At 66.4% G+C, this 23492-nt stretch carries 25 protein-coding genes; 4 read left to right on the top strand and 21 right to left on the bottom strand.

Annotated elements, in window-relative coordinates; all coding sequences use genetic code 11:
• The first annotated feature begins 50 nt into the window (after nt 1-50).
• Nucleotides 51-494, top strand: a complete 444-nt coding sequence (gene mce / locus EU513_RS04975; RefSeq protein ID WP_129624798.1) for a methylmalonyl-CoA epimerase — start codon at nt 51-53, stop codon at nt 492-494.
• A 156-nt stretch (nt 495-650) separates the two neighbouring features.
• Here the strand turns inward: mce and EU513_RS04970 are convergent, their stop codons facing one another.
• Together EU513_RS04970 and EU513_RS04965 are read right to left on the bottom strand one after the other, a co-directional pair.
• Nucleotides 651-950 carry a hypothetical protein gene (locus EU513_RS04970; protein ID WP_129624797.1) on the bottom strand — a complete coding sequence of 100 codons (300 nt, stop codon included), beginning with the start codon at nt 948-950 and terminating at the stop codon, nt 651-653.
• 1 nt (nt 951) lies between these two features.
• Nucleotides 952-2613, bottom strand: coding sequence for a 3-hydroxyacyl-CoA dehydrogenase (locus EU513_RS04965; RefSeq protein WP_129624796.1), 1662 nt, complete (start codon nt 2611-2613; stop codon nt 952-954).
• A gap of 67 nt (nt 2614-2680) precedes the next feature.
• On the opposite strand from EU513_RS04965, the gene nucS reads away from it, so the two are divergent.
• Together nucS and EU513_RS04955 are read left to right on the top strand one after the other, a co-directional pair.
• Nucleotides 2681-3376, top strand: a complete 696-nt coding sequence (gene nucS / locus EU513_RS04960) for an endonuclease NucS (RefSeq protein WP_129624795.1) — start codon at nt 2681-2683, stop codon at nt 3374-3376.
• Complete coding sequence (locus EU513_RS04955) at nt 3376-4920, top strand: gamma-glutamyltransferase (RefSeq protein ID WP_129624794.1); 1545 nt, start codon at nt 3376-3378, stop codon at nt 4918-4920. The genes nucS and EU513_RS04955 overlap by 1 nt, the downstream gene beginning before the upstream one ends.
• Before the next feature lie 3 nt (nt 4921-4923).
• Here EU513_RS04955 and EU513_RS04950 read toward each other — a convergent pair whose 3' ends face one another.
• Nucleotides 4924-5289, bottom strand: coding sequence for an STAS domain-containing protein (locus EU513_RS04950; RefSeq protein WP_205744676.1), 366 nt, complete (start codon nt 5287-5289; stop codon nt 4924-4926).
• 192 nt (nt 5290-5481) lie between these two features.
• On the opposite strand from EU513_RS04950, the gene EU513_RS04945 reads away from it, so the two are divergent.
• A complete protein-coding gene (locus EU513_RS04945; protein WP_129624792.1) occupies nt 5482-6093 on the top strand; it encodes a cob(I)yrinic acid a,c-diamide adenosyltransferase in 612 nt (203 codons plus the stop codon).
• Between the two features lie 51 nt (nt 6094-6144).
• On the opposite strand, the gene EU513_RS15760 is transcribed toward EU513_RS04945, so the two are convergent.
• From EU513_RS15760 to glyA, 18 genes are all read right to left on the bottom strand, one after another.
• On the bottom strand, nt 6145-6570 hold the full coding sequence (locus EU513_RS15760; RefSeq protein ID WP_168990151.1) for a DUF2550 family protein: 426 nt from the start codon (nt 6568-6570) through the stop codon (nt 6145-6147).
• A gap of 11 nt (nt 6571-6581) precedes the next feature.
• Nucleotides 6582-6857, bottom strand: coding sequence for a F0F1 ATP synthase subunit epsilon (locus EU513_RS15755; protein WP_141927884.1), 276 nt, complete (start codon nt 6855-6857; stop codon nt 6582-6584).
• A 119-nt stretch (nt 6858-6976) separates the two neighbouring features.
• Entirely contained in the window at nt 6977-9622 is a 2646-nt protein-coding gene (gene asnB / locus EU513_RS04935; RefSeq protein ID WP_129624790.1) for an asparagine synthase (glutamine-hydrolyzing), read from the bottom strand.
• 80 nt (nt 9623-9702) lie between these two features.
• The gene (locus EU513_RS16535) at nt 9703-9825 is read right to left on the bottom strand and encodes a hypothetical protein (protein ID WP_255407415.1); all 123 of its coding nucleotides are present in this window, start codon (nt 9823-9825) and stop codon (nt 9703-9705) included.
• A gap of 242 nt (nt 9826-10067) precedes the next feature.
• Nucleotides 10068-10724, bottom strand: coding sequence for a hypothetical protein (locus EU513_RS04925; protein WP_129624789.1), 657 nt, complete (start codon nt 10722-10724; stop codon nt 10068-10070).
• A 33-nt stretch (nt 10725-10757) separates the two neighbouring features.
• Nucleotides 10758-11744 (bottom strand): peptidoglycan-binding protein, encoded by a 987-nt coding sequence (locus tag EU513_RS04920; protein WP_168990150.1) that lies wholly within the window; start codon nt 11742-11744, stop codon nt 10758-10760.
• 166 nt (nt 11745-11910) lie between these two features.
• Nucleotides 11911-13236, bottom strand: a complete 1326-nt coding sequence (locus EU513_RS04915) for a uracil-xanthine permease family protein (RefSeq protein ID WP_129624787.1) — start codon at nt 13234-13236, stop codon at nt 11911-11913.
• A 118-nt stretch (nt 13237-13354) separates the two neighbouring features.
• The gene (gene atpD / locus EU513_RS04910) at nt 13355-14812 is read right to left on the bottom strand and encodes a F0F1 ATP synthase subunit beta (protein WP_129624786.1); all 1458 of its coding nucleotides are present in this window, start codon (nt 14810-14812) and stop codon (nt 13355-13357) included.
• 19 nt (nt 14813-14831) lie between these two features.
• On the bottom strand, nt 14832-15743 hold the full coding sequence (locus EU513_RS04905) for a F0F1 ATP synthase subunit gamma (RefSeq protein ID WP_129624785.1): 912 nt from the start codon (nt 15741-15743) through the stop codon (nt 14832-14834).
• A 53-nt stretch (nt 15744-15796) separates the two neighbouring features.
• Nucleotides 15797-17431, bottom strand: a complete 1635-nt coding sequence (atpA, locus tag EU513_RS04900; protein WP_129624784.1) for a F0F1 ATP synthase subunit alpha — start codon at nt 17429-17431, stop codon at nt 15797-15799.
• Nucleotides 17432-17504: 73 nt separating this feature from the next.
• Nucleotides 17505-18317 carry a F0F1 ATP synthase subunit delta gene (locus EU513_RS04895; RefSeq protein ID WP_129624783.1) on the bottom strand — a complete coding sequence of 271 codons (813 nt, stop codon included), beginning with the start codon at nt 18315-18317 and terminating at the stop codon, nt 17505-17507.
• On the bottom strand, nt 18317-18916 hold the full coding sequence (locus EU513_RS04890; RefSeq protein WP_370447343.1) for a F0F1 ATP synthase subunit B: 600 nt from the start codon (nt 18914-18916) through the stop codon (nt 18317-18319). Before EU513_RS04890 ends, EU513_RS04895 begins: the two co-directional genes overlap by 1 nt.
• 67 nt (nt 18917-18983) lie before the next feature.
• Nucleotides 18984-19196 (bottom strand): ATP synthase F0 subunit C, encoded by a 213-nt coding sequence (locus tag EU513_RS04885; protein ID WP_115923601.1) that lies wholly within the window; start codon nt 19194-19196, stop codon nt 18984-18986.
• Between the two features lie 87 nt (nt 19197-19283).
• Complete coding sequence (gene atpB / locus EU513_RS04880; protein WP_129624782.1) at nt 19284-20114, bottom strand: F0F1 ATP synthase subunit A; 831 nt, start codon at nt 20112-20114, stop codon at nt 19284-19286.
• A gap of 70 nt (nt 20115-20184) precedes the next feature.
• Entirely contained in the window at nt 20185-20463 is a 279-nt protein-coding gene (locus EU513_RS04875; protein ID WP_129624781.1) for an AtpZ/AtpI family protein, read from the bottom strand.
• Entirely contained in the window at nt 20460-20924 is a 465-nt protein-coding gene (locus EU513_RS04870; protein WP_129624780.1) for a hypothetical protein, read from the bottom strand. Before EU513_RS04870 ends, EU513_RS04875 begins: the two co-directional genes overlap by 4 nt.
• A 111-nt stretch (nt 20925-21035) precedes the next feature.
• Nucleotides 21036-22136 (bottom strand): glycosyltransferase family 4 protein, encoded by a 1101-nt coding sequence (locus EU513_RS04865; RefSeq protein ID WP_129624779.1) that lies wholly within the window; start codon nt 22134-22136, stop codon nt 21036-21038.
• Nucleotides 22137-22207: 71 nt separating this feature from the next.
• Complete coding sequence (gene glyA / locus EU513_RS04860) at nt 22208-23485, bottom strand: serine hydroxymethyltransferase (RefSeq protein ID WP_129624778.1); 1278 nt, start codon at nt 23483-23485, stop codon at nt 22208-22210.
• Between the last annotated feature and the right edge of the window lie 7 nt (nt 23486-23492).

Here is a 23492-nt window from a genome sequence, read left to right as displayed (position 1 = left end):
CTCGGCGCAATCAGGCCTCCGAGCCGTGACTTCCACCATAGTCTGGAGCCATGAATTCGCTGCCGTCGCATCTGTTCGAAGCCATCGACCACGTCGGGATCGCGGTGCCCGACCTCGACGCCGCGATCGAGTTCTACCGAGACACCTACGGGATGACCCTCGCGCACGAGGAAACCAACGAGGAACAGGGCGTCCGCGAAGCGATGATGACCGTCGGCGACCCTCAGGCGCCGCACGCGCACATCCAGCTGCTCGCGCCATTGTCCCCCGACTCCAGCATCGGCAGGTTCCTGGATCGTTCCGGCCCGGGTATCCAGCAGATGGCCTACACCGTCAAGGACGTCGAAGCTGTCTCGAAAGCCTTGCGGGACAAGGGGCTTCGGTTGCTCTACGACGAGCCACGCCGTGGCACAGCCGGATCGCGGATCAACTTCATCCATCCGAAGGACGCCGGTGGCGTGCTGGTCGAACTCGTCGAGCACACGTCCCACTGAGCGTCCGCAGCGCGCACGCCTCGACCCGCGATTTCTGCGGACTTTCGGGTGGCGTTCACCGTGTACCAGTAGGCAACAGGCCATCCTCGGCGCATGGACCGCAGAACACCGGCCTTCATCGCCCTCGCCATCACGATGCTCAACACCGGGGACTGCTCAGCGCCACGATCCCTTCGGTGGACGTCGGTCCCGCGCCGTCCAGCACGGCGTGTGCCAGTGCCGCCGGTCGGTGAGATCACCGAGCCCTTCGGCCGGCCACACCACCACATGCGCGAGGGCACTGCTCAACTGCTGCTGACAGCCCGGACACACATACACCCGGCCGTTGCTGTTGCCGCGCACCGACCGCACGTTCCAGCGCTGCCCGAGGTAGCTGTCGATCCGGACGCCGACGTCGAGCAACCGGGACAGGTCCGGCCGCTCGGGCCGATCCTTGCGGTGGTTGCGCCGGGGCACGTCAGGCCGACGTGTCCGTGAAGTCGCGACCGCTCATCATCTGCTCGTCGAACAACGGTGAGGGGCTCAGACCCGGCTCGCGGGTCTCGTCGTACATCCGCAGCAGTCCCAAGAGCACCGCGTCCGCGCCCATCTGGTCGATGTAGGCGAACGGGCCCTGCGGGTAGCCGCACCCTGCGGTCATCGCGGTGTCGACATCGGCGACGCTCGCGTAACCGGAGTCGACCATCTTGACCGCGTCGTTCAGATGCGGCAACAGCAGCGCGTCGACGACCAGGCCGGCACGGTCGCGGGCGACCATCGTGCGCAGGCCGGCAGCAGCGAGGGTGCCGTGGACCAGGTCCACGGCACTCTGCTCACCCGACCGCCCGATCTCGACGACCTGACCGGCCTTGGTGGCTGCGTGCAGTCGGACGACGACCGGGCGCACGTCCTGCGCGATGCTCCCGGCCGCGTGGAACTCGGCGTCCTCGTCGAGCACGGCGACCACGGTGCCCTCCGACAGTCCCTCGACGAGATCCCCGAACCAGGCCGCGCCTTCCTCGTGCGACTCGCACTCCCCGTCGGCACAGCCCTCCGGGCCGCACGCGCAGTCGGTCAAGCCACTGCCGACCAGGAACGCCAGGTCGACCGATTCGGGCAGCTCGTCCGAGGACGACCCGTAGGCGAGAGCCTGCACGCCACCCTCGTCGAGCACGCGCACCAGTTCGTCGGCGACGGCGCCCTCGCCGATGACCGCGACCTGAGAGGCACCCTTCGGCGCGGAAACGGGCTCGGGCGCGTCGACGACAGCGCCCGAGCCGGCCTTCTCGTACTGGTAGAACCCATGGCCGGTCTTGCGACCGAGGCGACCTGCGGCGACCATCTGCTGCAGCAGAGCGGGCGGGGCGGCGGACGGCTCCTTGGTGGCGTCGTACAGGACGTCGCAGACCTCCTTGACGACGTCGAGGCCGATGAGGTCGGAAAGGGTGAGCGGGCCCATCGGGAAACCGATGCCGATCCGGGCGGCGTCGTCGAGGTCCTCGCGCCTGACGTGACCGGTCTCGTAGGTGCGAATCGCACGGGCCAGGTAGGTGATCAGCAGCGCGTTGGCCACGAACCCTGCCCGGTCACCGACGACGACGGGCTTCTTGCCGAGGGTGACGGCGAGGTCACGGACGGCCTCGACCAACTTCTGGTCGACCAGGATCGTGGTGATCACCTCGACCAGAGCAAGCACCGGCGCGGGGTTGAAGAAGTGCATGCCGATGACGCGCTCGGGGTGCTCGGTCGCAGCAGCGATCTGCGTGATCGACAGACTCGAGGTATTGGTCGCCAGCACCGCATCGGGCCGGACGATCCCGTCGAGCTCGGTGAAGATCGAGGTCTTGATCTCCAGGCGCTCCGGCACCGCCTCGATGACCAGATCGACGTCGGCCAGGTCGCTCAGTCGATCGCTGAAGGTTGCACGCGAGACGATCTCGTCCCGCCCCGCCTCGTCCAGCTTGCCGCGTTTGATCTGGCGATCAAGCGAGCCGGTCAGGAAGCCCTTGCCCCGCTGCGCGAGTTCCTTCGTGCCGTCGACCGCGACGACGGGAATGCCCGCCTTCACGAAGACTTCGACGATGCCCGCACCCATGGTGCCGAGGCCGATCACACCCACCGACTTGATCTGCTGCGTCATGCCCCGAAGTCTCCCAGACCGCGGTCTGCCCGATCGAGCCGGTCACCGTCCGCATTAGGCTGCCCCGGTGCGAGTTGTGATTGCCCGATGCAGCGTCGATTACGGCGGACGCCTGACCGCCCACCTGCCGATGGCCACCCGCCTGCTGATGGTCAAGGCTGACGGCTCCGTGCTGGTGCACAGCGACGGTGGCTCCTACAAGCCGTTGAACTGGATGACTCCCCCGTGCTCGTTGGTCGAACTCGATCCGACGGACGACGAGCGCACCGAAGGTGTCGACAAGGTGTGGTTCGTCCAGCACGCCAAGAGCGAGGACAACCTGCGCGTGCGCCTGTACGAGGTGCTGCACGACACCAGCCACGACCTGGGCATCGACCCGGGCCTGCAGAAGGACGGTGTGGAGGCGCAGCTGCAGGAACTGCTGGCTCAGCACATCACCACTCTCGGCGACGGATACACCCTGATCCGACGCGAGTACATGACCGCGATCGGCCCGGTCGACATCATGTGCCGCAATGCCGACGGCGCAACCGTGGCCGTCGAGATCAAGCGTCGGGGCGACATCGACGGCGTCGAGCAGTTGACCCGCTACCTCGAACTGCTGAACCGTGATCCGGTGCTGGCGCCCGTCGAGGGTGTTTTCGCGGCGCAGCTCATCAAGCCGCAGGCTCGTACGCTCGCTCAGGATCGTGGAATCCGTTGCGTGACACTGGATTACGATGCGCTGCGCGGTATCGACGACGCCGACTCCCGGTTGTTCTGATGGCCGAGGACGAGCTCTTCCGGGGCCGCGGCGGCGCCGTGGCCGCACCCAATGCATTGGCGGCGCAGGCCGGTCTCGATCTCATCCACCTCGGCGGCACGGCCGTGGACGCTGCCATCGCGGCGATGCTTGTCACCTACGTGAGCGAACCCGGAATCGTCTCTGCGCTGGGTGGAGCGTTCGTGAACATCTGGCCGGACGGCGGCGACCCGATCGTCGTTGACGGCAACTGCGAGATGCCCGGGCGCGGCCTGCCGAGCACCCGCTTCGGCGGTGGCCTGCGCGAGGTCGATCTCGACTACGGAGGCGGCATCACGATCTACGCGGGCGCCGGCTCCGCAGCGACCCCAGGATCGTTCAAGGCCTTCGAGGAGGCCCATGCCCGGCACGGGCGTGCATCGTGGGCCGACATCATGGCTCCGGCGATCGAGATCGGACGCCGCGGTTTCCGGCTCGGCGCCGCTGCGGCGAGCTACCTCGGAATCGTCGGCCAGGCGCTCTACGGATTCGACCCGCAGACCCGGAAGGCACATTTCGTCGGCGATCACCCGGCGACCGTGGGCACGATGCTCACTGTGCCGGAACTCGCCGACACCCTGGATCTGCTTGCTTCAGAAGGGTTTTCGCTGCTCTACGGCGGGGATCTCGGACGCCGGGTGGCCGATCATCTCCAGGCGAACGACGGGCTCATCACGCTGGAGGACCTCTCGGCTTACGAGGCGCGGGTGCGTCCGGCGACGGTCGACCGGGTCGGACCGTGGCGGCTCGCTACCAATCCCCCACCCTCGATCGGCGGGCCGGTACTGGCCACCATGCTTCGCCTGATCCAGCGACGCGGGGCCACCGCGGACGACGTGCTGCAGGTGCAGCGCGAGGTGTTGACCTATCGGGCCGGCAGCCTGGATGCCGCCGCGGATCTCGAGATCGCCGGGGCCGACCTGTTGCGCGCCTTGGAAGGCAATGATCTGGCCACCTTGCCCACCTCGACGGACACCGCTCACGTGAGTGCGGTCGACAGTCGCGGCAACGCGTGCGCACTGACGTCGTCCGCCGGGTACTCCTCCGGCGTCACCGTGCCCGGCACCGGACTCGTGCTGAACAACTGCCTGGGCGAGCCGGAACTGAACCGCCGAGGGATTCATGCGGTGGCTCCCGGCACCCGGCTCGCATCCAACATGGCGCCGACCACCGGGCAGGACGACGACGGCGCGATGCTCGCCATCGGGAGTCCGGGCGCCGACCGCATCACGACCGCCCTCATGCAGGTACTCGCTGCCCACTGCCTGTCCGATGTCGCGCTGCAGGACGCGATCAACGCACCGCGTGCACATGTCAGCGTCGACTTCTCGTCTCGCTCGATCCGACTGGAGACCGAACCGGACAAGGCGCTGGAAGCTGCCGCCGCACGGATCGACGCACCGCACGTCGGGCATGCCCGCCACGCGATGTACTTCGGCGGAGTGGCCGCGGCCAAGCGTCGCCCCGACGGTGACCTGCAGGCGGCAGCCGATCCGCGACGCGCTTCGGCAACCGCGATCGGTTGAGCGTCAGGCGGTTGCGGCGACCGCAGGCGTCGTCCAGGTCAACACGCGACTGAGCTTCGTGCTGCGGATGACCCGGTCGAGACGGGGCGACACGTCCGTCAGCACCAGATGGCGACCAGCCTTGGCCGCCCGGCGATCCGCGCCAACCAGCACGCCGAGTCCGGCCGCATCGATCACCTCGGCTCCGTGCAGCCGAACCCGCAACTCACCCTCCCCGGAATCGATGGCGGCGCTCAGCGCGTCGCGGACGACCGAGATGGTGTTGACGTTGAGCTCGCCGATGACCGCGAGTTCGGTGCCCGGGAGGACCTGATGGACCTCGAATCCGGGCACACTCTTGTAGCGGTGACGACGGGTGGATCGGGCCACGAAGTCCGACATTGGAACCCCCAAGTTCCCAAGGTGCGGTGTGTCTGTGCGTCCATTAGGCCACCGCTCCGGTGGAATTCACACCAGGGTGGGGTCACGGTTTCATCACGTATGTGATATTGGTTCGGCGCCGAATCCTGGTCGAACGACCGAGCAACTCCCGCCCGAGGCGAGGCATGGCACGATCGGGCCATGGTCATCCTCAGCCGCATCTACACCCGCACCGGCGACAAGGGCACAACGGCCCTCGGCGACTTCAGCCGCACCAGCAAGACCGACCCGCGGTTGGCGGCGTACGCCGACACCGACGAGGCCAACAGTTCGATCGGAGTCGCGGTGGCCTGCGGCGACCTCGGGGAAGATGTCGACAAGACTCTCTTCCGCGTCCAGAACGATCTGTTCGACGTGGGCGCCGACCTCTGCTCCCCGCTGGTCGCCGATCCGGAGTACCCGCCGCTGCGGGTCAAGCAGGACTGGGTCGACCAGTTGGAGCAGGACATCGATCGCTACAACGAGGGATTGGAGACGCTCCGCTCGTTCATCCTGCCCGGGGGCAGCGCGGGTGCAGCGCACCTGCATGTGAGTCGGACGGTGGTCCGCCGGGCGGAGCGGTCCACCTGGGCTGCGATCGAGACGTACGGCACGGACGAGGCACCGGCCGGATCGGCGAAAGGCAGCGGTGGAGTGAACCCCTTGACCGCCGCCTATCTCAACCGGCTCAGCGATCTACTGTTCGTGCTTGCGCGGTACGCCAACGTGGATGCAGGTGGGGATGTGCTGTGGGTGCCGGGCGGCGAACGCTGACCGAACCGCGCCGGGCGACGAAGCTCGAGATCCCGCAGTTGCTGGTAGCGCCTAGTAGCGCCCCGAGTTGAAGCCGGGCGGGGACGATTCCGACCACGACCGCAGCTGGGTGTAGTCACCGCGGCTGATCGCAAGACGGTGCACCTCGCCGCCGACCGTGCAGTCGACGAGCACCGGCTCCTGGATCACCGACGGCACCTTCTCCGCGGCCAGAGGCGGACCGAACTCGGCGTCCTCACGTCGCACCGTCCAGCCGGGTGTGAGGCCGATCCCGAGCACCGGGAACCACTCGATCGACGCAGCCTGGGTTCGCGTCATGCCCATCACCCAAAAATCCCCACGGCGGCGAGCCATGAGGATCATCAGGTGGTCCTTGGTGATCAACCAACGTCGGACGATCACCCAACAGACGAAGGCTATGGGGAGCGCGAAGAGCACACCGAGGGCGACCTCCGCGGTGAGCAGGACGTCGCCCAAAGCCGTCTTTCTCAGGCGTCCAGGCCGGAGGCGTCGATCGCGTCGGAAACGACGGTGACCGAGTTGTGGTCGACCGAGATGAATCCGCCGTCGACGGTGACCACCATGCGCGAACCGCTCACCGGTTCGATCCGCACCTCGCCGGACTCGGCAAGAACCGACAACAGCGGCGTGTGGTCGGGCAGGATGCCGAGCTCGCCCTCGACGGTACGCGCGTAGAGCGCCGAGGCTTCGCCCTCCCAAACCTTGCGGTCGGCGGCGACGAGCTGGACGTTGAGGGTGCTCACGTGGACGATCTCCTGGGAGGTACGGCTGGGGTTGAGGGAAGTCTACCGGCCATCCGCACACTGCGACGACGGGCGTCCGGCCTACCGGGTGACCTTTCGGGGTGACCTACGGGGCGGGGTCAGTCTACGACGACGATCGCCATCGGAGTCTGCTCAGACCCCTGCCCGAGCGGGTTGTCGGCGAACATCTCCTCGAAGCGGCCCTGGTCGCCCGGGACGTCGGACCCGAGAACGTTGCGGCCGATGTCGTTGGCGTCCATGACGATCGTTCCGCCGAAGGTGTCGCGGTAGGCCTGCGGCACACGCGAGCGGATCTGCTCGGACAGCCGAGCGGCAACCTCATCGGGGTCCTTCGGTGCCAACTTCGCCGAGACGTTCGAGGGGTAGGCGGAGTACTCCGTCGGTCCGTCGATCGCCCGGATGTCATTGCCCACGAGTTCGTAGAACAGGCCCTTCTTGCCCAGCACCTTGCCGACCGCGCCACCGGCGCTGGCGTACAGGACGCGCGGCAGGCCCGCTTCCTGGATGGCCAACTGCATGGTGAACGGGGAGCCCAGGCCGATGCCTGCGGGCGTGCGGGTCACGTACTTCGACAGCACCCGCGCCGGCCGTCCGACGTTGATGTCCCAGATGAAGTACGAGCGACCCTGAGTGATCGCGATGATCTTCTCGGAGATGAAGAAGTACCACTGCTTGCCTACCATCGCCTGCGAGTGCTCCTCGTCGGCGCCGAGCGTGGCGAAGAAGCGATCGATGTGCTCCATCACGAACGGGTCGAGATCGGTGTCCTTGTCGACCAGTTCGCTACGCAGGGGGTAGCGGGTCACCTGCTCGCCCAGGCTCGTGGTGAGCGCGAGCTGCTTGTCGGCGTTCGGCTCGAGGTCGGTCTTGATCCGTACCGGACCCTCGTCGATCACCTCGGGCTTGTCGTCGAAGAACTCGCGCAGCCACAACTCGACGTTGAGCAGACGCCAGAAAGTCATCGAGTCCACGCCGTTGGTGCCCTTGATCCAACCCTCGAAGGCGTGCAGCACCTCGTTCTGGTCGAAATAGGGACGGTTCGCGAACTCCTCGGACAGGAAGATGTTGTAGAAGTAGTTCTTCAGCCGCATGAACCACTCGCCCTGCGGAGTGGTGAAACCGATCTTGTTGCGGCGGCGGTTGATCATCTCCGGGAGGAGCCCGCGGGTCGCGTCACGCAGGACACGCTTGTTCCAGCCGTCCTTGATGATCGCCTCGTCGGACAGGCTGAAGATGAACTTCACGACCTCCTTGTCCAGGAACGGCACGCGTCCCTCGAGCGAGAAGCGCATGGTGTTCTTGTCCTCGTAGCGCAACAACGAGGGCAGCGAGTTGTGGAACAGGTCTTCGATCAACCTCAACTTGAGGTTGTTGCCTTCGGTCGCGAACTTCTCCCCCGCGTACTTCGAGGAGAACTCCGAGTTCATGAACGCCGTGGCCGGGATGACTTTCTTGCGCTTGATCTTGTCCTGCAGCTTGAACCGACCCAGGCGGTAGAGAACGTCGAGGCTCTTGGACAGTTCGAGCGCGGCATCCTTCTTGCCCTGGGCCTTGAGCTGGCGCAGGTAGACGAAGTAGTACGGGATGTAACCGGCCATCATCTCGTCGGCGCCCTGACCGTCGAGCAGGACGGTGACGTGGTTGGTCGCCTCGCGCATCACCTGGAACTGCGCGTACGGCCCGGAGGAGATCAGCGGCTCCTCCTGGGTACGGATGAAGTCGAGCAGATCCTGCTTGAACTCATCGGCCGTCGGCAGGATCTTGTGCGAGTCGACCTGCCCCTCGCAGATGTCGAGCACCGCGTCGACGTACTTCTCCTCGTCGTTCGCCGAACCTGGAAACACCGCCGAGAAGGTGTTCTGGCGTGCACCGACCGACTTGGTGGTCGCATCGCCCTGATTGAGCAACTGGTTGATGATGACGGCGACGGCGGAGGAGTCGAGCCCACCGGACAGGGACGTGCCGACCGGCACCTCGGACTGCAGGCGCAGGCGCACCGCCTCGAACAACCGCTCCTTGTACTCGGCCGCGGCGGCGTCGTCGTACGGACGCTGCTGCTTACCCAGCTCGGCGAGTTCTTCACGCAACCGGGTGAACATCCGGCGCTCGACACCAGAGGCGTCCACGGTCAGCATCTCGCCCGGTTCGAGGCGCTCGATGCCGGCGAAGAAGGTCTCGCGGCCGTCCTCGTGGATGCGGAAGCGCAGGTAGCGGTAGAGGGAGCGTTCGTTGACGGCCTTGGTGTACAGGCCGCTGGCCAAAATCGACTTGATCTCCGAGGAGAACAGCAGGGTGTCGCCGACCTGGGCCAGGTAGACCGGCTTGATGCCGAAGTGGTCGCGGGACAGCGTCAGCCGCTGCTCCTGGGCGTCCCAGATCGCCAGGCCCCACATGCCGTTGAACCTGTCGAACGCGTCGCCGCCCCACTCGGCGAAGGCCTGCAGGACGACCTCGGTGTCGGAGTCGGTGGTGAAGGTGTGGCCGAGCGCTTCGAGTTCGGTGCGTAGGTCGAGGTAGTTGTAGACCTCACCGTTGTAGGCGATCGTGTAGCGCCCGTCGGCCGTCTGCATCGGCTGCTGACCGTGCGCAACGTCGATGATCGACAACCGCCGGTGGCCCAGACCGACGGGGCCTTCGATGAAGCTGCCCTCACCGTCCGGTCCGCGGTGCACCTGGCAGTCGTTCATCTTGCGCAGGACGGCTTCGCTGCCGCCCGGACCGTAGTAACCGACGATTCCACACATGAGCTCAATCCTAGGCGGACGCAGGGTGTGCCCCGATCCCCGCCACGCTCGTTGCCGGTCACAGCGCGCGATTACTCGGTTCAGGAGCAGTAGCTGTCGGGCATGTGCTGGGGTGTCGTCTTCGTCCACGGCGTACACATCTGCAGGCCTCGATCGCTCAGACCCTCCTTGATCGCCGGCAACGTGCTCGTGTCGGTGCCCATGTGGTAACGAGGACCCTCGACCCCGTCGATCTGAACCGGAGGTGGGACACGCAAGCCACTGCATCGGCTCCCCCCGCAGCCATGGGGAGACCTGCCCATGGCCGCGGAAACTGAGGTGCGCGCGGAACTCCTGAGCGGCAGAGTCGGAACCGGCAGCGGGTGGGTCACCCTGGCCGACCCGGAAGGCAATCAGTTCTGTGTGCTGCGTTCGAATTCCGAATCGGGTTCTGGGAATTGAAGATTCAGCCGGCCGCCGGACCGATCTGGCCACCGAAGGTCGATGTCAACGCCTCGGCGATCGGACGGCAATTGCGCCGGACGACGTCTGCGGGGACCCGCGGAAGGTTCTCCTCCCAGTCGAGCATGGGCGAGCCACGCAGCTGCAGCATCCGGGACGGACGGCCCATGAACAGCAGGTGGAGGTGCGCGCCACCGTCGCCGTACTTGGCCAATTGGACGCGTCCGACGCTCGGGAGATCCTCGACGGCCGCGGAGATCGTCGTCATCAACGGTCCGATCCCGGCCGCAACTTCAGGCGGCATGGTCGGCAGATCGCAGTGCGTCATCGGACTGAGCCAGAGCATGATCGGCAGCCCCGAACCGGTCAGATCGGTGGACAGCTTCCAGTTCTCGTTCCACCACACCAGACGGTCGTCGCTCTTCGGTTCGAACGGGCCCGCGCACCAACATTCGTCCTCGTTCTCGCCCCGACGATCCGGTTCGGAGTCGGCCAGCGGTGCGAGCGGCTTGATCCGAAGAGAGTCGATCTCGAACGGGAAGATGTCCCAACCGGGCATCTCCTCCACCGCCACCGGCAGCCGCCCGTCGGGACCGAGGGCGGCCTCGACCCGGGCGTAGAACTCCGCGATGGTTTCCGGCCCGCTGCTGGGTGCATCCATGACCGCGAGTATGCCGTCATGGATGCACCGGCGTCAGCAGTAGGTCGGCGGCATGTGCTCACGGGTCGGACCGCTCCACGGAGCACACATCGTCAAACCGCGGTTTGCGAGTCCTTTCTTGATGTACGGCAGGGTGCTTGCAGTGGCGCCCATGTGGTTCAGATGCACCACCACGGTGCTGCCCGCGGAGGCATTGCGGACGATGTAATTCGCCGCCGACCAGGCCGATTTGCCGTCCCAGTCGCGCGGATCGAGGTTCCACATGCAGTTGTACTTGCCGTTCCTGGCCAGCACGGACGACACCCGGGCGTTGTACGCGCCGTACGGTGGCCGCACGTAGTTGCTGCGGACATAGGGCTGAGTGATCTCCCACTGGATCTGCGAGGACGACAACCGGGTGAGGTCCTTGTGGTCGTAGGTGTGATCGACCACCAGCATCCCGTTCGCTCGGGCGTACGCCGGGTCGGCTCGGCCGGCCCGCACGGCGTTTCCGTTCGGTGCCACTCCGATGCCGATGTTGTTCGCCTTCGCCGTCGCCACCAGGTTGCGGTAGCTACGCATGCTCGGCGAGGCGTCGTCGAAGACCAGCAGTACCTTGTTGCCGTTGTTGCCGCAGCGCGTCGTGCGATAGGTGCCGCCTGCCCCGCTCGAAGCCGTACCCACCAATGTCGACCACGTCACCTGACCGACGATGCCGTCGACGTGCAGCCGGCGCACCTGTTGGAATCGTTTGACCGCCGTGACCGTGCCGGGCCCGAAGGACCCGTCCGCGCCGCCGGGAACCGAGATTCCGTGGCTGATGAGCCGGCGCTGCAACTCGGTCACGCAACTCCCGACGTCGCGGTATTTCAGTACCGGACGCTGTGTGGCCGGCGTACCGGCGGAGCACGAGCGGACTGCTGCCTGGGCCGGATTCGCCGAGACCGCCACACCGCCTGCGGTGAGCGCGGTCGCCGTGACCGCAGCTGCGGTGGCGAGCTTGATCGTCCTGGTGCGTTTGTCGATGCCGAAGATGTGCATGGTGTCCCCCTTGAGGTGCACCGGTGGCGGCGGCCCCCCGGCCGCGCTCTGTCCACCGATGCCCCTATGAGACAGACAGTCCTCCACCGGTTGCCGCGGCGCCATGGGCACATCTGCCCGTCGCAGGTACTCGAACTGGACCTGCGAGGGGCGAGCAACTGGTCGGTCAGGCCTCCGGGGTCCTGTGCTCGGCGTCCAGCAAGTCCGAACGTCGACTCTCGGGGTCGGGCAGATTGCCGGAGACGCGGTTGAGCACGTTCATCAGGTGGTAGCCGAGCAGCACCGTGACCGTGCCCAGCGCAATGCCGGTGAAGGTCTGGTTGCCGATTTTCCACTGCAGGTCCGCGATCGCGATGATCAGTCCGGCGGCCGCCGGCATGAGGTTGATCGGGTTGCCGAAGTCGACGTCGTTCTCGATCCAGATCCGTGCACCGAGCAGGCCGATCATGCCGTACAGCATCACCCCCGCCCCGCCGAGCACACCCGTCGGAACGGTGGCGATCGCCTCACCGAACTTCGGGCAGAAGCTCAGCAACACCGCGAAGCAGGCCGCGACCCAGTAGGCCGCGGTGGAGTAGACCTTGGTGGCCGCCATGACACCGATGTTCTCCGCGTACGTGGTCGTGCCCGATCCACCCGCGGATCCGGCGAGCGTGGTGGCGAGACCGTCGGCCATCAAGGCGCGGCCCGACACGTCGTCCAGGTCACGCCCGGTCATCTGCGCCACCGACTTCACGTGGCCGATGTTCTCGGCGACCAACACCAGGACGACCGGCAGGAAGAGCAGGATCGCGGACAGCTGGAACGACGGAGCGTGGAAGGGCGGTAGGCCGAGCCAGGACGCGTTCTGGACCTTGGTGAAGTCGACCTCGCCACGAGCGGTTGCGGTGAGGTAGCCGGCGATGACGCCGATCAGGATGCCGAGGCGCCCGATCAGCCCGGGGCCGACGACCGTGACGATCGCGATGACCAACAGCGTGACCAACGCGCTCACCGGGGAGACCAGGAAGTTGTTCTTGGCGGGCCCGGCGAGGTTGAGTCCGATGAGCGCGACGATCGCTCCGGTCACTGCCGGCGGCATCAGCACACGCAGCCAGCCGGCACCGACCGTCTGCACCAGCAGTCCGACACCGAACAGCAACAGGCCGGTGACCACCACTCCGCCCAGCGCCGCGCCCATTCCGTGGCTGGTCATGGACGCCTGGATCGGAGCGATGAACGCGAACGACGAGCCCAGGTAACTCGGCACCCGGCCGGCGGTGAGCAGCAGGAAGAGCATCGTGCCGAGACCCGAGAACAGCAGGGTCGTGGCGGGCGGGAAACCGGTGATCAGCGGCACCAGGAAGGTCGCACCGAACATCGCGACGACGTGCTGTGCGCCGATACCGATCGTGAGTGGCCAACTCAGCCGCTCGTCCGGCGCCACCACCTGCCCCGGATCGATCGAGCGTCCGTCACCGTGCAGCGTCCAGCCGAGTCCATTCACGAGCAGTCAGTCTAGAGCCGAGCGCGGCTCCCGGATGACGCGGATGTCCCCGGCCCCGCCGGCGAGAACGAAGAACGCGGCCCCACCGAGGTGGGAGCCGCGTGCTTCGCGAAACTGTGAGGACTCAGCCCTCCAGTTCCTTGGCCTTCTTCTCGACGTCGTCCAGGCCACCGCACATGAAGAATGCCTGCTCCGGGAGGTGGTCGTAGTCGCCGTCGGCGATCTTGGTGAACGCCTCGATGGTGTCCTCCAGCGGAACCGTCGAACCCTCGATGCCGGTGAACTGCTTGGCGACGTAGGTGTTCTGCGACAGGAAGCGCTGGATACGACGGGCCCGGTTGACGAGGATCTTGTCCTCTTCGGAGAGCTCGTCGATACCGAGGATCGCGATGATGTCCTGAAGCTCCTTGTTGCGCTGCAGGATTCCCTTGATCCGGACGGCGGTGTTGTAGTGCTCCGCCGAGATGTACCGCGGGTCGAGGATGCGCGACGTCGAGGTCAGCGGATCCACGGCCGGGTAGATACCCATCGAGGCGATGTCACGCGAGAGCTCGGTGGTCGCATCGAGGTGGGCGAAGGTGGTCGCCGGTGCCGGGTCGGTGTAGTCGTCGGCCGGCACGTAGATCGCCTGCATCGAGGTGATCGAGTGACCACGCGTCGAGGTGATGCGCTCCTGGAGCACACCCATCTCGTCGGCCAGGGTCGGCTGGTAACCCACGGCGGAGGGCATGCGGCCCAGCAGCGTGGAGACCTCGGAACCGGCCTGGGTGAAGCGGAAGATGTTGTCGATGAACAGCAGCACGTCCTGCTTCTGCACATCGCGGAAGTACTCCGCCATGGTCAGAGCCGACAGGGCGACGCGCAGACGCGTGCCCGGCGGCTCGTCCATCTGACCGAAGACGAGGGCGGTCTGACCGAGAACGCCGGCCTCCTCCATCTCGACCATCAGGTCGTTACCCTCACGGGTGCGCTCACCGACACCGGCGAACACGGACACACCACCGTGATCACGGGCCACACGGGCGATCATTTCCTGGATCAGAACGGTCTTGCCGACACCGGCACCACCGAACAGACCGATCTTTCCACCCTGCACGTACGGGGTGAGCAGGTCGATGACCTTGATACCCGTCTGGAACATCTGGGTCTTGGACTCGAGCTGGTCGAAGGCCGGAGCCTTGCGGTGGATGCCCCAACGCTCGTTGACCTCGAGGGTTTCGCCCTCTTCGAGGTTCAGGCAGTCACCGGTGGCGTTGAAGACCTTGCCGAGGGTGACGTCGCCGACCGGAACCGAGATAGGGCCGCCGGTGTCCTGCACCTGCGAACCGCGGACGAGGCCGTCGGTCGGCTGGAGCGAGATCGCACGAACCATGTTGTCGCCGATGTGCTGGGCGACCTCGAGGTTGACGTTCTTGGTCTCTCCCCCGAGCTCGACCTGGGTCGTGAGCAGGGCGTAGATCTCGGGCATCGAGTCGACGCTGAACTCCACGTCGACGACCGGGCCGATCACACGCGAGATGCGACCGACACCGCCGGGCTGCTGGGCCTGGTCGGCCTCGTGCTCGGTAGTAATGGTGCTCATTGATTTTTCCTTCTCGTCATCAGCTGGCGTCGGCGAGTGCGCTGGCGCCACCAACGATCTCGCTGATCTCTTGGGTGATTTCGGCCTGACGTGCCTGGTTGGCCAGTCGGGTGTAGGTCTTGATGAGTTCCTCGGCGTTGTCCGTGGCCGACTTCATCGCGCGCTGACGCGCGGCCAGCTCGGACGCAGCCGCCTGCAACATCGCGTTGAAGATCCGCGACTCCACGTACTTCGGCAGGAGCGCATCCAGCACGCCGGACGCGTCCGGCTCGAACTCGTAGAGCGGCAGCAGGTCGTCGGGCTTACCGTCGGCGTCGGCGTCGACCTCGCCCTCGACGACCTCCAACGGCAGCAGGCGAAGCGCCAACGGTTCCTGGACCACCATGCTCTTGAAGCGGGTGTAGACCACGTGCACCTCATCGACGCCGCCGTCCTCGGAGCCCTTGACGAACTCCTCGGTCAGGCGCTGACCGATCTCGCGGGCCACGTCCGGGGTCGGGCTGTCGGTGAAGCCGCTCCACTCCGCAGCGAATTCACGCCGGCGGAACTTGTAGTAGCTCACCGCCTTGCGACCGACCAGGAAGGGCACGACCTCCATGCCCTCGCCGCGCAGGTGCTCGATGAGCTCCTGGCTGCGCTTGATCGCGTTGACCGAGTACGACCCGGCCAGACCGCGGTCGCTGGTGAGGATCAGCACGGCCGCGCGCTTAGGCTGCTCGCGCTCGGTCGTGAGCACGTGCTCGACGTCCGAGTAGGTCGCGAGAGCCGAAACGGCGCGGGTGAGGGCGGTCGCGTAGGGCGTCGACCGCTCGACTGCCTGCCGGGCCTTGACCACCCGGGATGCAGCGATGAGCTCCATCGCGCGCGTGATCTTCTTGGTGGCCTGGACCGACCGGATGCGCTGGCGGTAGACCCGCATCTGCGCTCCCATAGGCGTTCCTTCCTTGTCGCTGTCGAACCGTCAGTAGGTCGTGAGCAAGCGCGTCAGCGCTTCTGCTTCACGATCTGCTGCTGGTTGATCTGGTCCTCGGTCAGCTCGTCGAAGCGCTCCGAGCCCTCACCGCCGTGATCGGGCGTGGAGCGGAACTCCTTCTTGAAGTCGGCCATGGCGTTCTCGAGCGTCTTCTTGCCGTCGTCGTCGAGCTTGGTGGTCTCCCGGACGCTCGACAGGAAGTCGCCGTGGTTGCGCCGCAGGTAGTCCAGCCAGTCGGACTCGAAACGGGCGACGTCCTCGGTCGGCACCTCGTCCAGCTGTCCGGTGGTACCGGCCCAGATGGAGGCGACCTGCTCCTCGAGGGAGTACGGGGAGTTCTGCGGCTGCTTGAACATCGCCATCAGACGCTCACCACGGGCCAGCTGACGACGCGACGCGGCGTCGAGGTCCGAGGCGAACATGGCGAAGGCCTGCATCTCGCGGAACTGCGCCAGGTCGACCTTGATCGAACCCGTCACACCCTTCATGGCCTTGGTCATCGCGGCACCACCGACTCGGGAGACGGAGATACCGACGTCGACGGCCGGACGCTGGTTGGAGTTGAACAGGTCGGACTGCAGGAAGATCTGACCGTCTGTGATCGAGATGACATTGGTCGGAATGAACGCCGAGACGTCGCCACCCTTGGTCTCGATGATCGGCAGACCGGTCATCGAACCGGCACCGAGCTCGTCGGACAGCTTCGCGCAACGCTCGAGCAGACGGCTGTGCAGGTAGAACACATCGCCCGGGTAGGCCTCACGGCCCGGCGGGCGGCGCAGCAGCAGCGACATCGCGCGGTAGGCGTCGGCCTGCTTGGTCAGGTCGTCGAAGACGATGAGGACGTGCTTGCCCTGGTACATCCAGTGCTGACCGATGGCCGAACCGGTGAACGGGGCCAGGTACTTGAAGCCGGCCGGGTCACCCGCGGGAGCGTTGACGATCGTCGTGTACTCCAGAGCGCCCGCCTCCTCGAGGGTGGTGCGCACCTCGGCGACGGTGGAGTTCTTCTGGCCGATGGCGACGTAGATGCAGCGGACCTGCTTCTCCGGGTCGCCGGTCTCCCAGTACTCCTTCTGGTTGATGATCGTGTCGGTGGCGATCGCGGTCTTGCCGGTCTTGCGGTCGCCGATGATCAGCTGGCGCTGGCCACGGCCGATCGGGGTCATCGAGTCGATCGCCTTGATGCCGGTCATCAGCGGCTCGTGCACCGACTTACGCGAGACGACGTTGGGAGCCTGCAGCTCCAGCTCACGACGCTCGTCGGTCTTGATCTCGCCGAGGCCGTCGATCGGGGTGCCCATCGGGTCGACGACGCGACCGAGGTAGGCGTCACCGACGGGAACCGAGAGGACCTCGCCCGTGCGCTTGACTTCCTGGCCCTCTTCGATGCCACCGAACTCACCGAGGACGACGACACCGATCTCGTGGACGTCGAGGTTCAGGGCGATGCCCAGCGTGCCGTCCTCGAACTGCAGCAGCTCGTTGGTCATGCAGGTCGGCAGGCCCTCGACGTGGGCGATGCCATCGGCGGCGTCGGTGACGCGGCCGACCTCGTCGCGCGAAGCCGCGCCCGGCTCGTAGGACTGGACATAACCGTCCAGAGCAGCCCGAATGTCTTCCGGACGGATGGAGAGCTCCGTCATCATCTTCTCCTTCATATGGGCCGTGGCCCGCGGGTCAAGCTGTCAGGTGGTTCGAGGTGGTACCGAGCTGCGGTCAGCCCGCCATGTCGCGGCGGACGTTCTCCAGTCGGCTCAGGATGGTGCCGTCGATGACCTCGTCACCGACCTGGACGCGGACGCCTCCGACGACCTCGGGGTCGACGACGACGTTGGTCATGACCTCGCGCCCGTAGAGGTTGTGCAGGGCACGAGCCAACCGGTCGCGCTGCTCGGGGGTGAGCGGTGTGGCCACGGTGACGATCGCGGTGAGCTGCTGACGCACCGACGCGGCGACGCGCAGGTAGTCCTCCAGCACGCGCTCGTACCGGCGGCCGCGCGGGTGCTCGGCACCACGGGCTGCGAGGAACGCGGTCTCCGGCTCGGCCTTGCCATCGAGCAGTGCGTGCACCAGCGAGGCCTTGTCGGCGCCGGCACGCTGCCGGTCCATGAAGGCGTCACGCAGGTCCGCACTACCGGCGACGGTGCGCTCGAAGCGGAACAGCTGCTCCTCGACCTCGTCGATCCGGCCACGACGGTCGGCGGCGGCGAAGGCCGATGCGACGGCGAGTTCCTCGACGGCGTCGGAGGCATCTCGGTCCTTGGTCCACCGCTGCGAGGAGACCTCGCGCAGCAGAGCCAGAACCGGGTCGCCGACCTTGCCGCCGAACACCGTGTCGACCAGCCCGGCGCGGCTGGACGCGTCATGCGTCGAGTCGGTGAGGGCCCGGCGCAAGCCGGCATTGCCGTCCAGCACGTCGACGGCGGCGAAGAGCTCGCGCGACGTGTCGGCCGCGTCCGCTCCCTCGCTGAGTCGGCGTCCGAGCTCGGACCGGACGTGGGCGAGTGCGCTCCGGGAGGCTCCCTGCATCAGTTGCCTGCCTCGGAACCGATCTTCGTCGGCTTCACGTCACCGGACTCGAGCTCGGCGAGGAACCGGTCGACGATGCCGCGCTGACGCGCCTCGTCCTCCAGCGACTCTCCGACGATCTTGCTGGCAAGCGTCGTCGACAGCGCGCCGATGTCGGACCGCAGCGAGACGGCTGCCTGCTGGCGGTCGGCCTCGGTCTGCTTCTTGGCGGAGTCGACGATGCGAGCTGCCTCGGCGTTCGCCTGCTCGCGCATGTCCGCGACGATCTGTGCACCCTGGGCACGCGCGTCCTCACGGATCTTCGCGGCCTCGTCCCGGGCGTGGCTCAGCTGTGCTTCGTACTGCGCCTTGGCAGCCTCGGCCTGCTTCTGAGCCTCCTGCGCCTGCTCCATACCGCCTTCGATGGCGGCGGTGCGCTCGGCGTGGGCCTGCTCCAGCTTCGGCACGACCTTCGTCTTGACGATCCACAGGAACAGACCGAAGACGATGAGGCCGAAGACCAGCTCAGGAATGTGCGGCAGGATCGGCGCCTGGCTGTGCTCGGGGTCTGCACCCTCCGCCAGCAGGGCCGCGGCCTGAGCCGCTGCGCTGGAATTGATCACGTTGTGCTCCTCGGTATCACCAGGACATGGCGGCGTTGATCAGTCCGCCCGTCCTGCGCGGGTCTTACAGGAAGAAGAGGACCAGACCGAAGATGGCAAGGGCCTCAGCCAGCGCGAAGCCGAGGATGGCGATCGGGCGCAGCAGGTTGCCGCTCTCCGGGTTACGGGCAACGCCGGAGATGTAGGCGGCGAAGATCAGACCGATGGCGATCGCCGGGCCGATGGCGGCCAGGCCGTAGCCGATGGTGCTGAGGTTTCCGCTGAGTTCACCAGTCATTTTGGGTAGTGCCTCTCACATTGTGTGGGATGGACCAGAACGAACTGTTCGCTCTGGGCGATTGTGGGGTTTGTGTTCAGTTGTTGATCAGTGGTCGTCCGCGAGGGCGCCACCGATGTACGAGGCGGCCAGAAGGACGAAGACGTACGCCTGCAGGAACTGCACCAGGGCCTCGAACGCGGTCATGATCGCTGCCATGATCCAGGCGGGGATCGCGACGAACTTCAGCCCGATCGCATCCTGGTTGAACAGTTCCCAGCCGCCGAGGATGAACACCACGAGCAGCATGTGCCCGGCGAACATGTTGCCGAACAGACGCAGGGAGAGCGTCACCGGGCGGGTGATGAAGAACGTGAGCAGCTCCAGCGGCACGATCAGCGGAAGCAGCCAGCCCGGAACGCCCGGCGGGATCATCCACTTGATGTACTTGCCGAATCCGCCGTGCTTCTTGATGCCGACGTAGTGGTAGACGACGTAGACGAACAGCGTCAGCGCGATCGGGAAGCCGACGCGGGCCATCGTGGGGTTCTGGAACGGCGGGATGATGCCCATCCAGTTGTTCAGCAGGATGAAGACGAACAGGCTGAACAGCAGCGGGACGAACCGCATGAAGTCCTTGGAGCCGATCGAGTCCTCGGCGACCCCGCCGCGGATCGCGTGGTAGACCTGCTCGGTCAGGTACTGCCCCTTACCCGGGACGACGGACGCCTTACGGGTGGTGGCCAGCAGCCACCAGAGCAGCAGTGCGGTCGCCACCAGCATCACGATCATCGGACGGGTGATGGCGAGGGTGAACTCGTATCCGCCCAGGTCGACGGTGCCGAACTTGACCAGCGGCTGCCAGAAGTCCTCGGGCTTCGGGGGGAATCCGCCTTCGGCCGACACAGCTGTCGGCACGCTCAGCGCGGTGAGGCTCACGCGTTCTCCTCGTTCACGGTGGTGGTCAGGGGCTCAAGAAGATTTCGGGGCACAACCGTCGGCCGATGCATCACGCGTTACCTTCAGGGGTCTTGGGGGCTGCGGAGCTGTCGGCGTCACCCGGACTGTTACCGGGGTTACCGTATCGGATCCACACCAGGTACATCGACAGGGCCATCCCCAGCAGCAGTCCGAGCAGCGTCAACCACGGCTTCGTGTCGAGCCAGCGGTCGGCGAACCATCCCAGGGCGGTATAGAGCAACGGCCCGGAAATCAGGATCGCGGTGACGTTGGACGCGAGCTGATCGGATTTCGCATGGGTCGGACGTGTGATACGGGAGGAACTCATCGGCTCGCTCCCGGAAGCGCGACATCGAACATCGGTGTGCGCGAGCGCATGAAGCCCCACAGTTGTCCCCCGAGCCAGACCAGCGCGGCCACGAGAGCGCCGAGCGCCACGCTGCGCGAGTCGAGTGCAGGCACGTTGGTCAGGAACAGCAGCGCGGGGAACATCAGGCTGACCTGGAGGCAGTAGATGCCGAGCGCGCCGGCCATCGAGGAGTTCGGGTGCAGTGACTCCAGCACCCAGCGGATGCCGACGTAACCCATGAGGAAGATCAATGCGCTGACGGCGACACCCGCGCTCGCTCCGAGCAGGCCCTCGACGCCTCGCGCGAGGTAGCCGACCACGGCTGCGAAAGGGAGCAGGGCGGCAGCTGCGAGGACTCCCCCGCGGAACATCATCGGGACGGCAGAACGGTCTGCGGACGCGGGGCTGCTGTTCGCAGCGCGCACTCGCTTCGCGGTCATTGCTCGGCCCTCAGAACTGGTGGTGGCGGGGGTCAGAAACTCTGGCGTGCCGCGGAATCGTCGCCGGGTAGGCGGCATCGCATCGGGTGGTCCAGGTGCTTGTGAAAGTTATCACAAGGACCTCCTACGGCCCAATTTCGGCAGCCCCAGGGTGAGCGCCAGGCACACGAGCAGGCCGACGACCAGGAACACTGCGGCGTACTTGGCCCGCACGAACGCGAACAGCAACGCTCCCCCGCTCACCACCATCGACCACGCGTAGAACAGCAGCACTGCCTGCCGGTGTGGGTGACCGATGCCGAGCATCTTGTGGTGCAGGTGCTTGGCGTCCGGCTTCCAGAACTTCAACCCGCGGCGGCGGATGGCGAGCAGGACGTCCAGGATCGGCACCGCGAGGATCGACAACGGCAACGCGATCGGTAGCCAGAAGGCCACCAGTGCCGAACTGCGCTGCGGCGCGATGCTCGGGTCGAAATTGCCGGTGAAGGAGATCGTGGCGGCCGCGAGCAGCAGACCCAGCAACAGCGCGCCCGCGTCACCCATGAACAGCTTCGCCGGGTGGAAGTTGTGCGGCAGGAAGCCCAGGCAGCACCCGACCACGGCCGCCGACAGGAACGCCGAGGTGGAGAACACCGACTCCACATTGAGTTCCGGCGGCAGGGATGAATAGGCCCAGATGAAGAAGGCGGCTGCCGCGATCGCGACCATCCCTGCAGCGAGTCCGTCCAGGCCGTCGGCGAAGTTCACCGCGTTCGTCGTCGCGATGACCACGAAGATCGTGAGGGCGAGCATCACCGGCTGCGGCAGGATCGTCTGCGCGCCGCCGTACGGCACGAGATAGAGCTGGATGCCGGCGAACGCCATCACCCCCGCGGCGATCATCTGCCCGGCGAACTTGGTGATCGCGTCGATCTCGATGAAGTCATCGACCGCCCCGAGCGCGGTGATGAGCACCGCGCCGAGGAGCACGCCGAACAGTTCGCCTTCATCGTAAAGCCCTGACAGATATGGCAACTGGGACGCAACCGCGGCCGCGGCGAGGAAGCCGACGAGCATGGCCACACCGCCCAGCCTGGGCACCGGGATCGAGTGCACGTCGCGGCCCCGCACCGGGGTGACCGCACCGAAACGAACTGCCGCCCACCGGATCGCCGGGGTCGCCAGGAACGTGATGGCCGCGGCGACCACACAGATCAGCAGATATTCACGCACGGTCGGTCAGCGAACTTCTCTCGGTCGTCGTGCAGACAGCCCCGCACGACCGGCGGGGCTGCCCGAAATGCTCAGCTACGAGGGTAAGCCGGGAATCGCTTGCAGAGGTCCTCGACGCCGCCGCGCACCTCTTCGGAGATCGCGCTCTCGGGGTTGCCGTCGCCCTCGGTGATCGCCTTGTGGATGAGCTCGGCGATGACCTTCATCTCCTCCACACCCATGCCCTGCGTGGTGACCGACGGCGTGCCGACGCGGATGCCGGACGCGATGTTCGGCTTCTGCGGGTCGAACGGGATCGCGTTCTTGTTGAGCACGATGCCGGCTGCGTCGGCACGCTTCTCGGCGTCGGCTCCGGTGACGCCCACACCCTGCAGGTCGTGCAGCGACAGGTGGGTGTCGGTGCCCCCGGTGGTCGGGCGAATGCCCTTCTCCCCCAACGAGGTCGCCAGTTGCTGGGCGTTGGCGATGACGTCCTTCGCGTACTGCGCGTACTCCGGGGTCGCGCACTCCTTGAAGTTGACCGCCTTCGCCGCGATCGTGTGCATCTGCGGGCCGCCCTGCATCATCGGGAACACGGCCTTGTCGAGTGCCTTCGCGTGCTCCTCCTTGCAGACCAGCGCACCGGAGCGCGGCCCACGCAGCACCTTGTGCGTGGTGAAGGTGACGACGTCGGCGTAGGGCACCGGGCTCGGGATCGCCTTACCGGCGACCAGTCCGATGAAGTGCGCGGCGTCGACCCAGAAGATCGCACCGATCTCATCGGCGAGTCCCCGGAAGAACTCGAAGTCGATCAACCGCGGGATCGCGGAGCCGCCGGCCAGGATGACCTTCGGCTTGTGTTCCATGGCGAGGCGCTCGACCTCGGCGTAGTCGATGTCCTCGGTCTCCTTGTCGACGCCGTAGTGGACGGCGTTGAACCACTTGCCGGAGAAGCTGACCTTGGTGCCGTGGGTCAGGTGGCCACCCATCGGCAGCGCCATACCCAGGATCGTGTCGCCCGGCTGCATGAACGCCCCGTAGACGGCCTGGTTGGCGCTCGCACCGGAGTGCGGCTGCACGTTCGCGTGCTCGGCCCCGAACAGCTCCTTGGCACGCTCGATCGCGAGGTTCTCGGCGCGGTCGACCACCGAGCAGCCACCGTAGTAGCGACGTCCGGGGTATCCCTCGGCGTACTTGTTGGTGAGCGTCGATCCCAGCGCCGTGATGACGGCCGGGCTGGAGAGGTTCTCACTGGCGATCAACTGCAGGCCGCTGCGGATGCGGTCGACCTCGGCCACCAGCACGTCGGCGATCTCGGGGTCGAACTGTTCGAGCGAGTCGTAGTCGGAGCCGTAGAAGGGCGTGGTCATCTGTGTA

Origin of the sequence: Yimella sp. RIT 621 (assembly GCF_004146205.1) — a bacterium.
In the GTDB taxonomy this organism is placed as follows: domain Bacteria; phylum Actinomycetota; class Actinomycetes; order Actinomycetales; family Dermatophilaceae; genus Yimella; species Yimella lutea.
The sequence above is the reverse complement of the archived record's forward strand: the minus strand, read 5'-3'. Positions and strand labels throughout refer to the sequence as shown.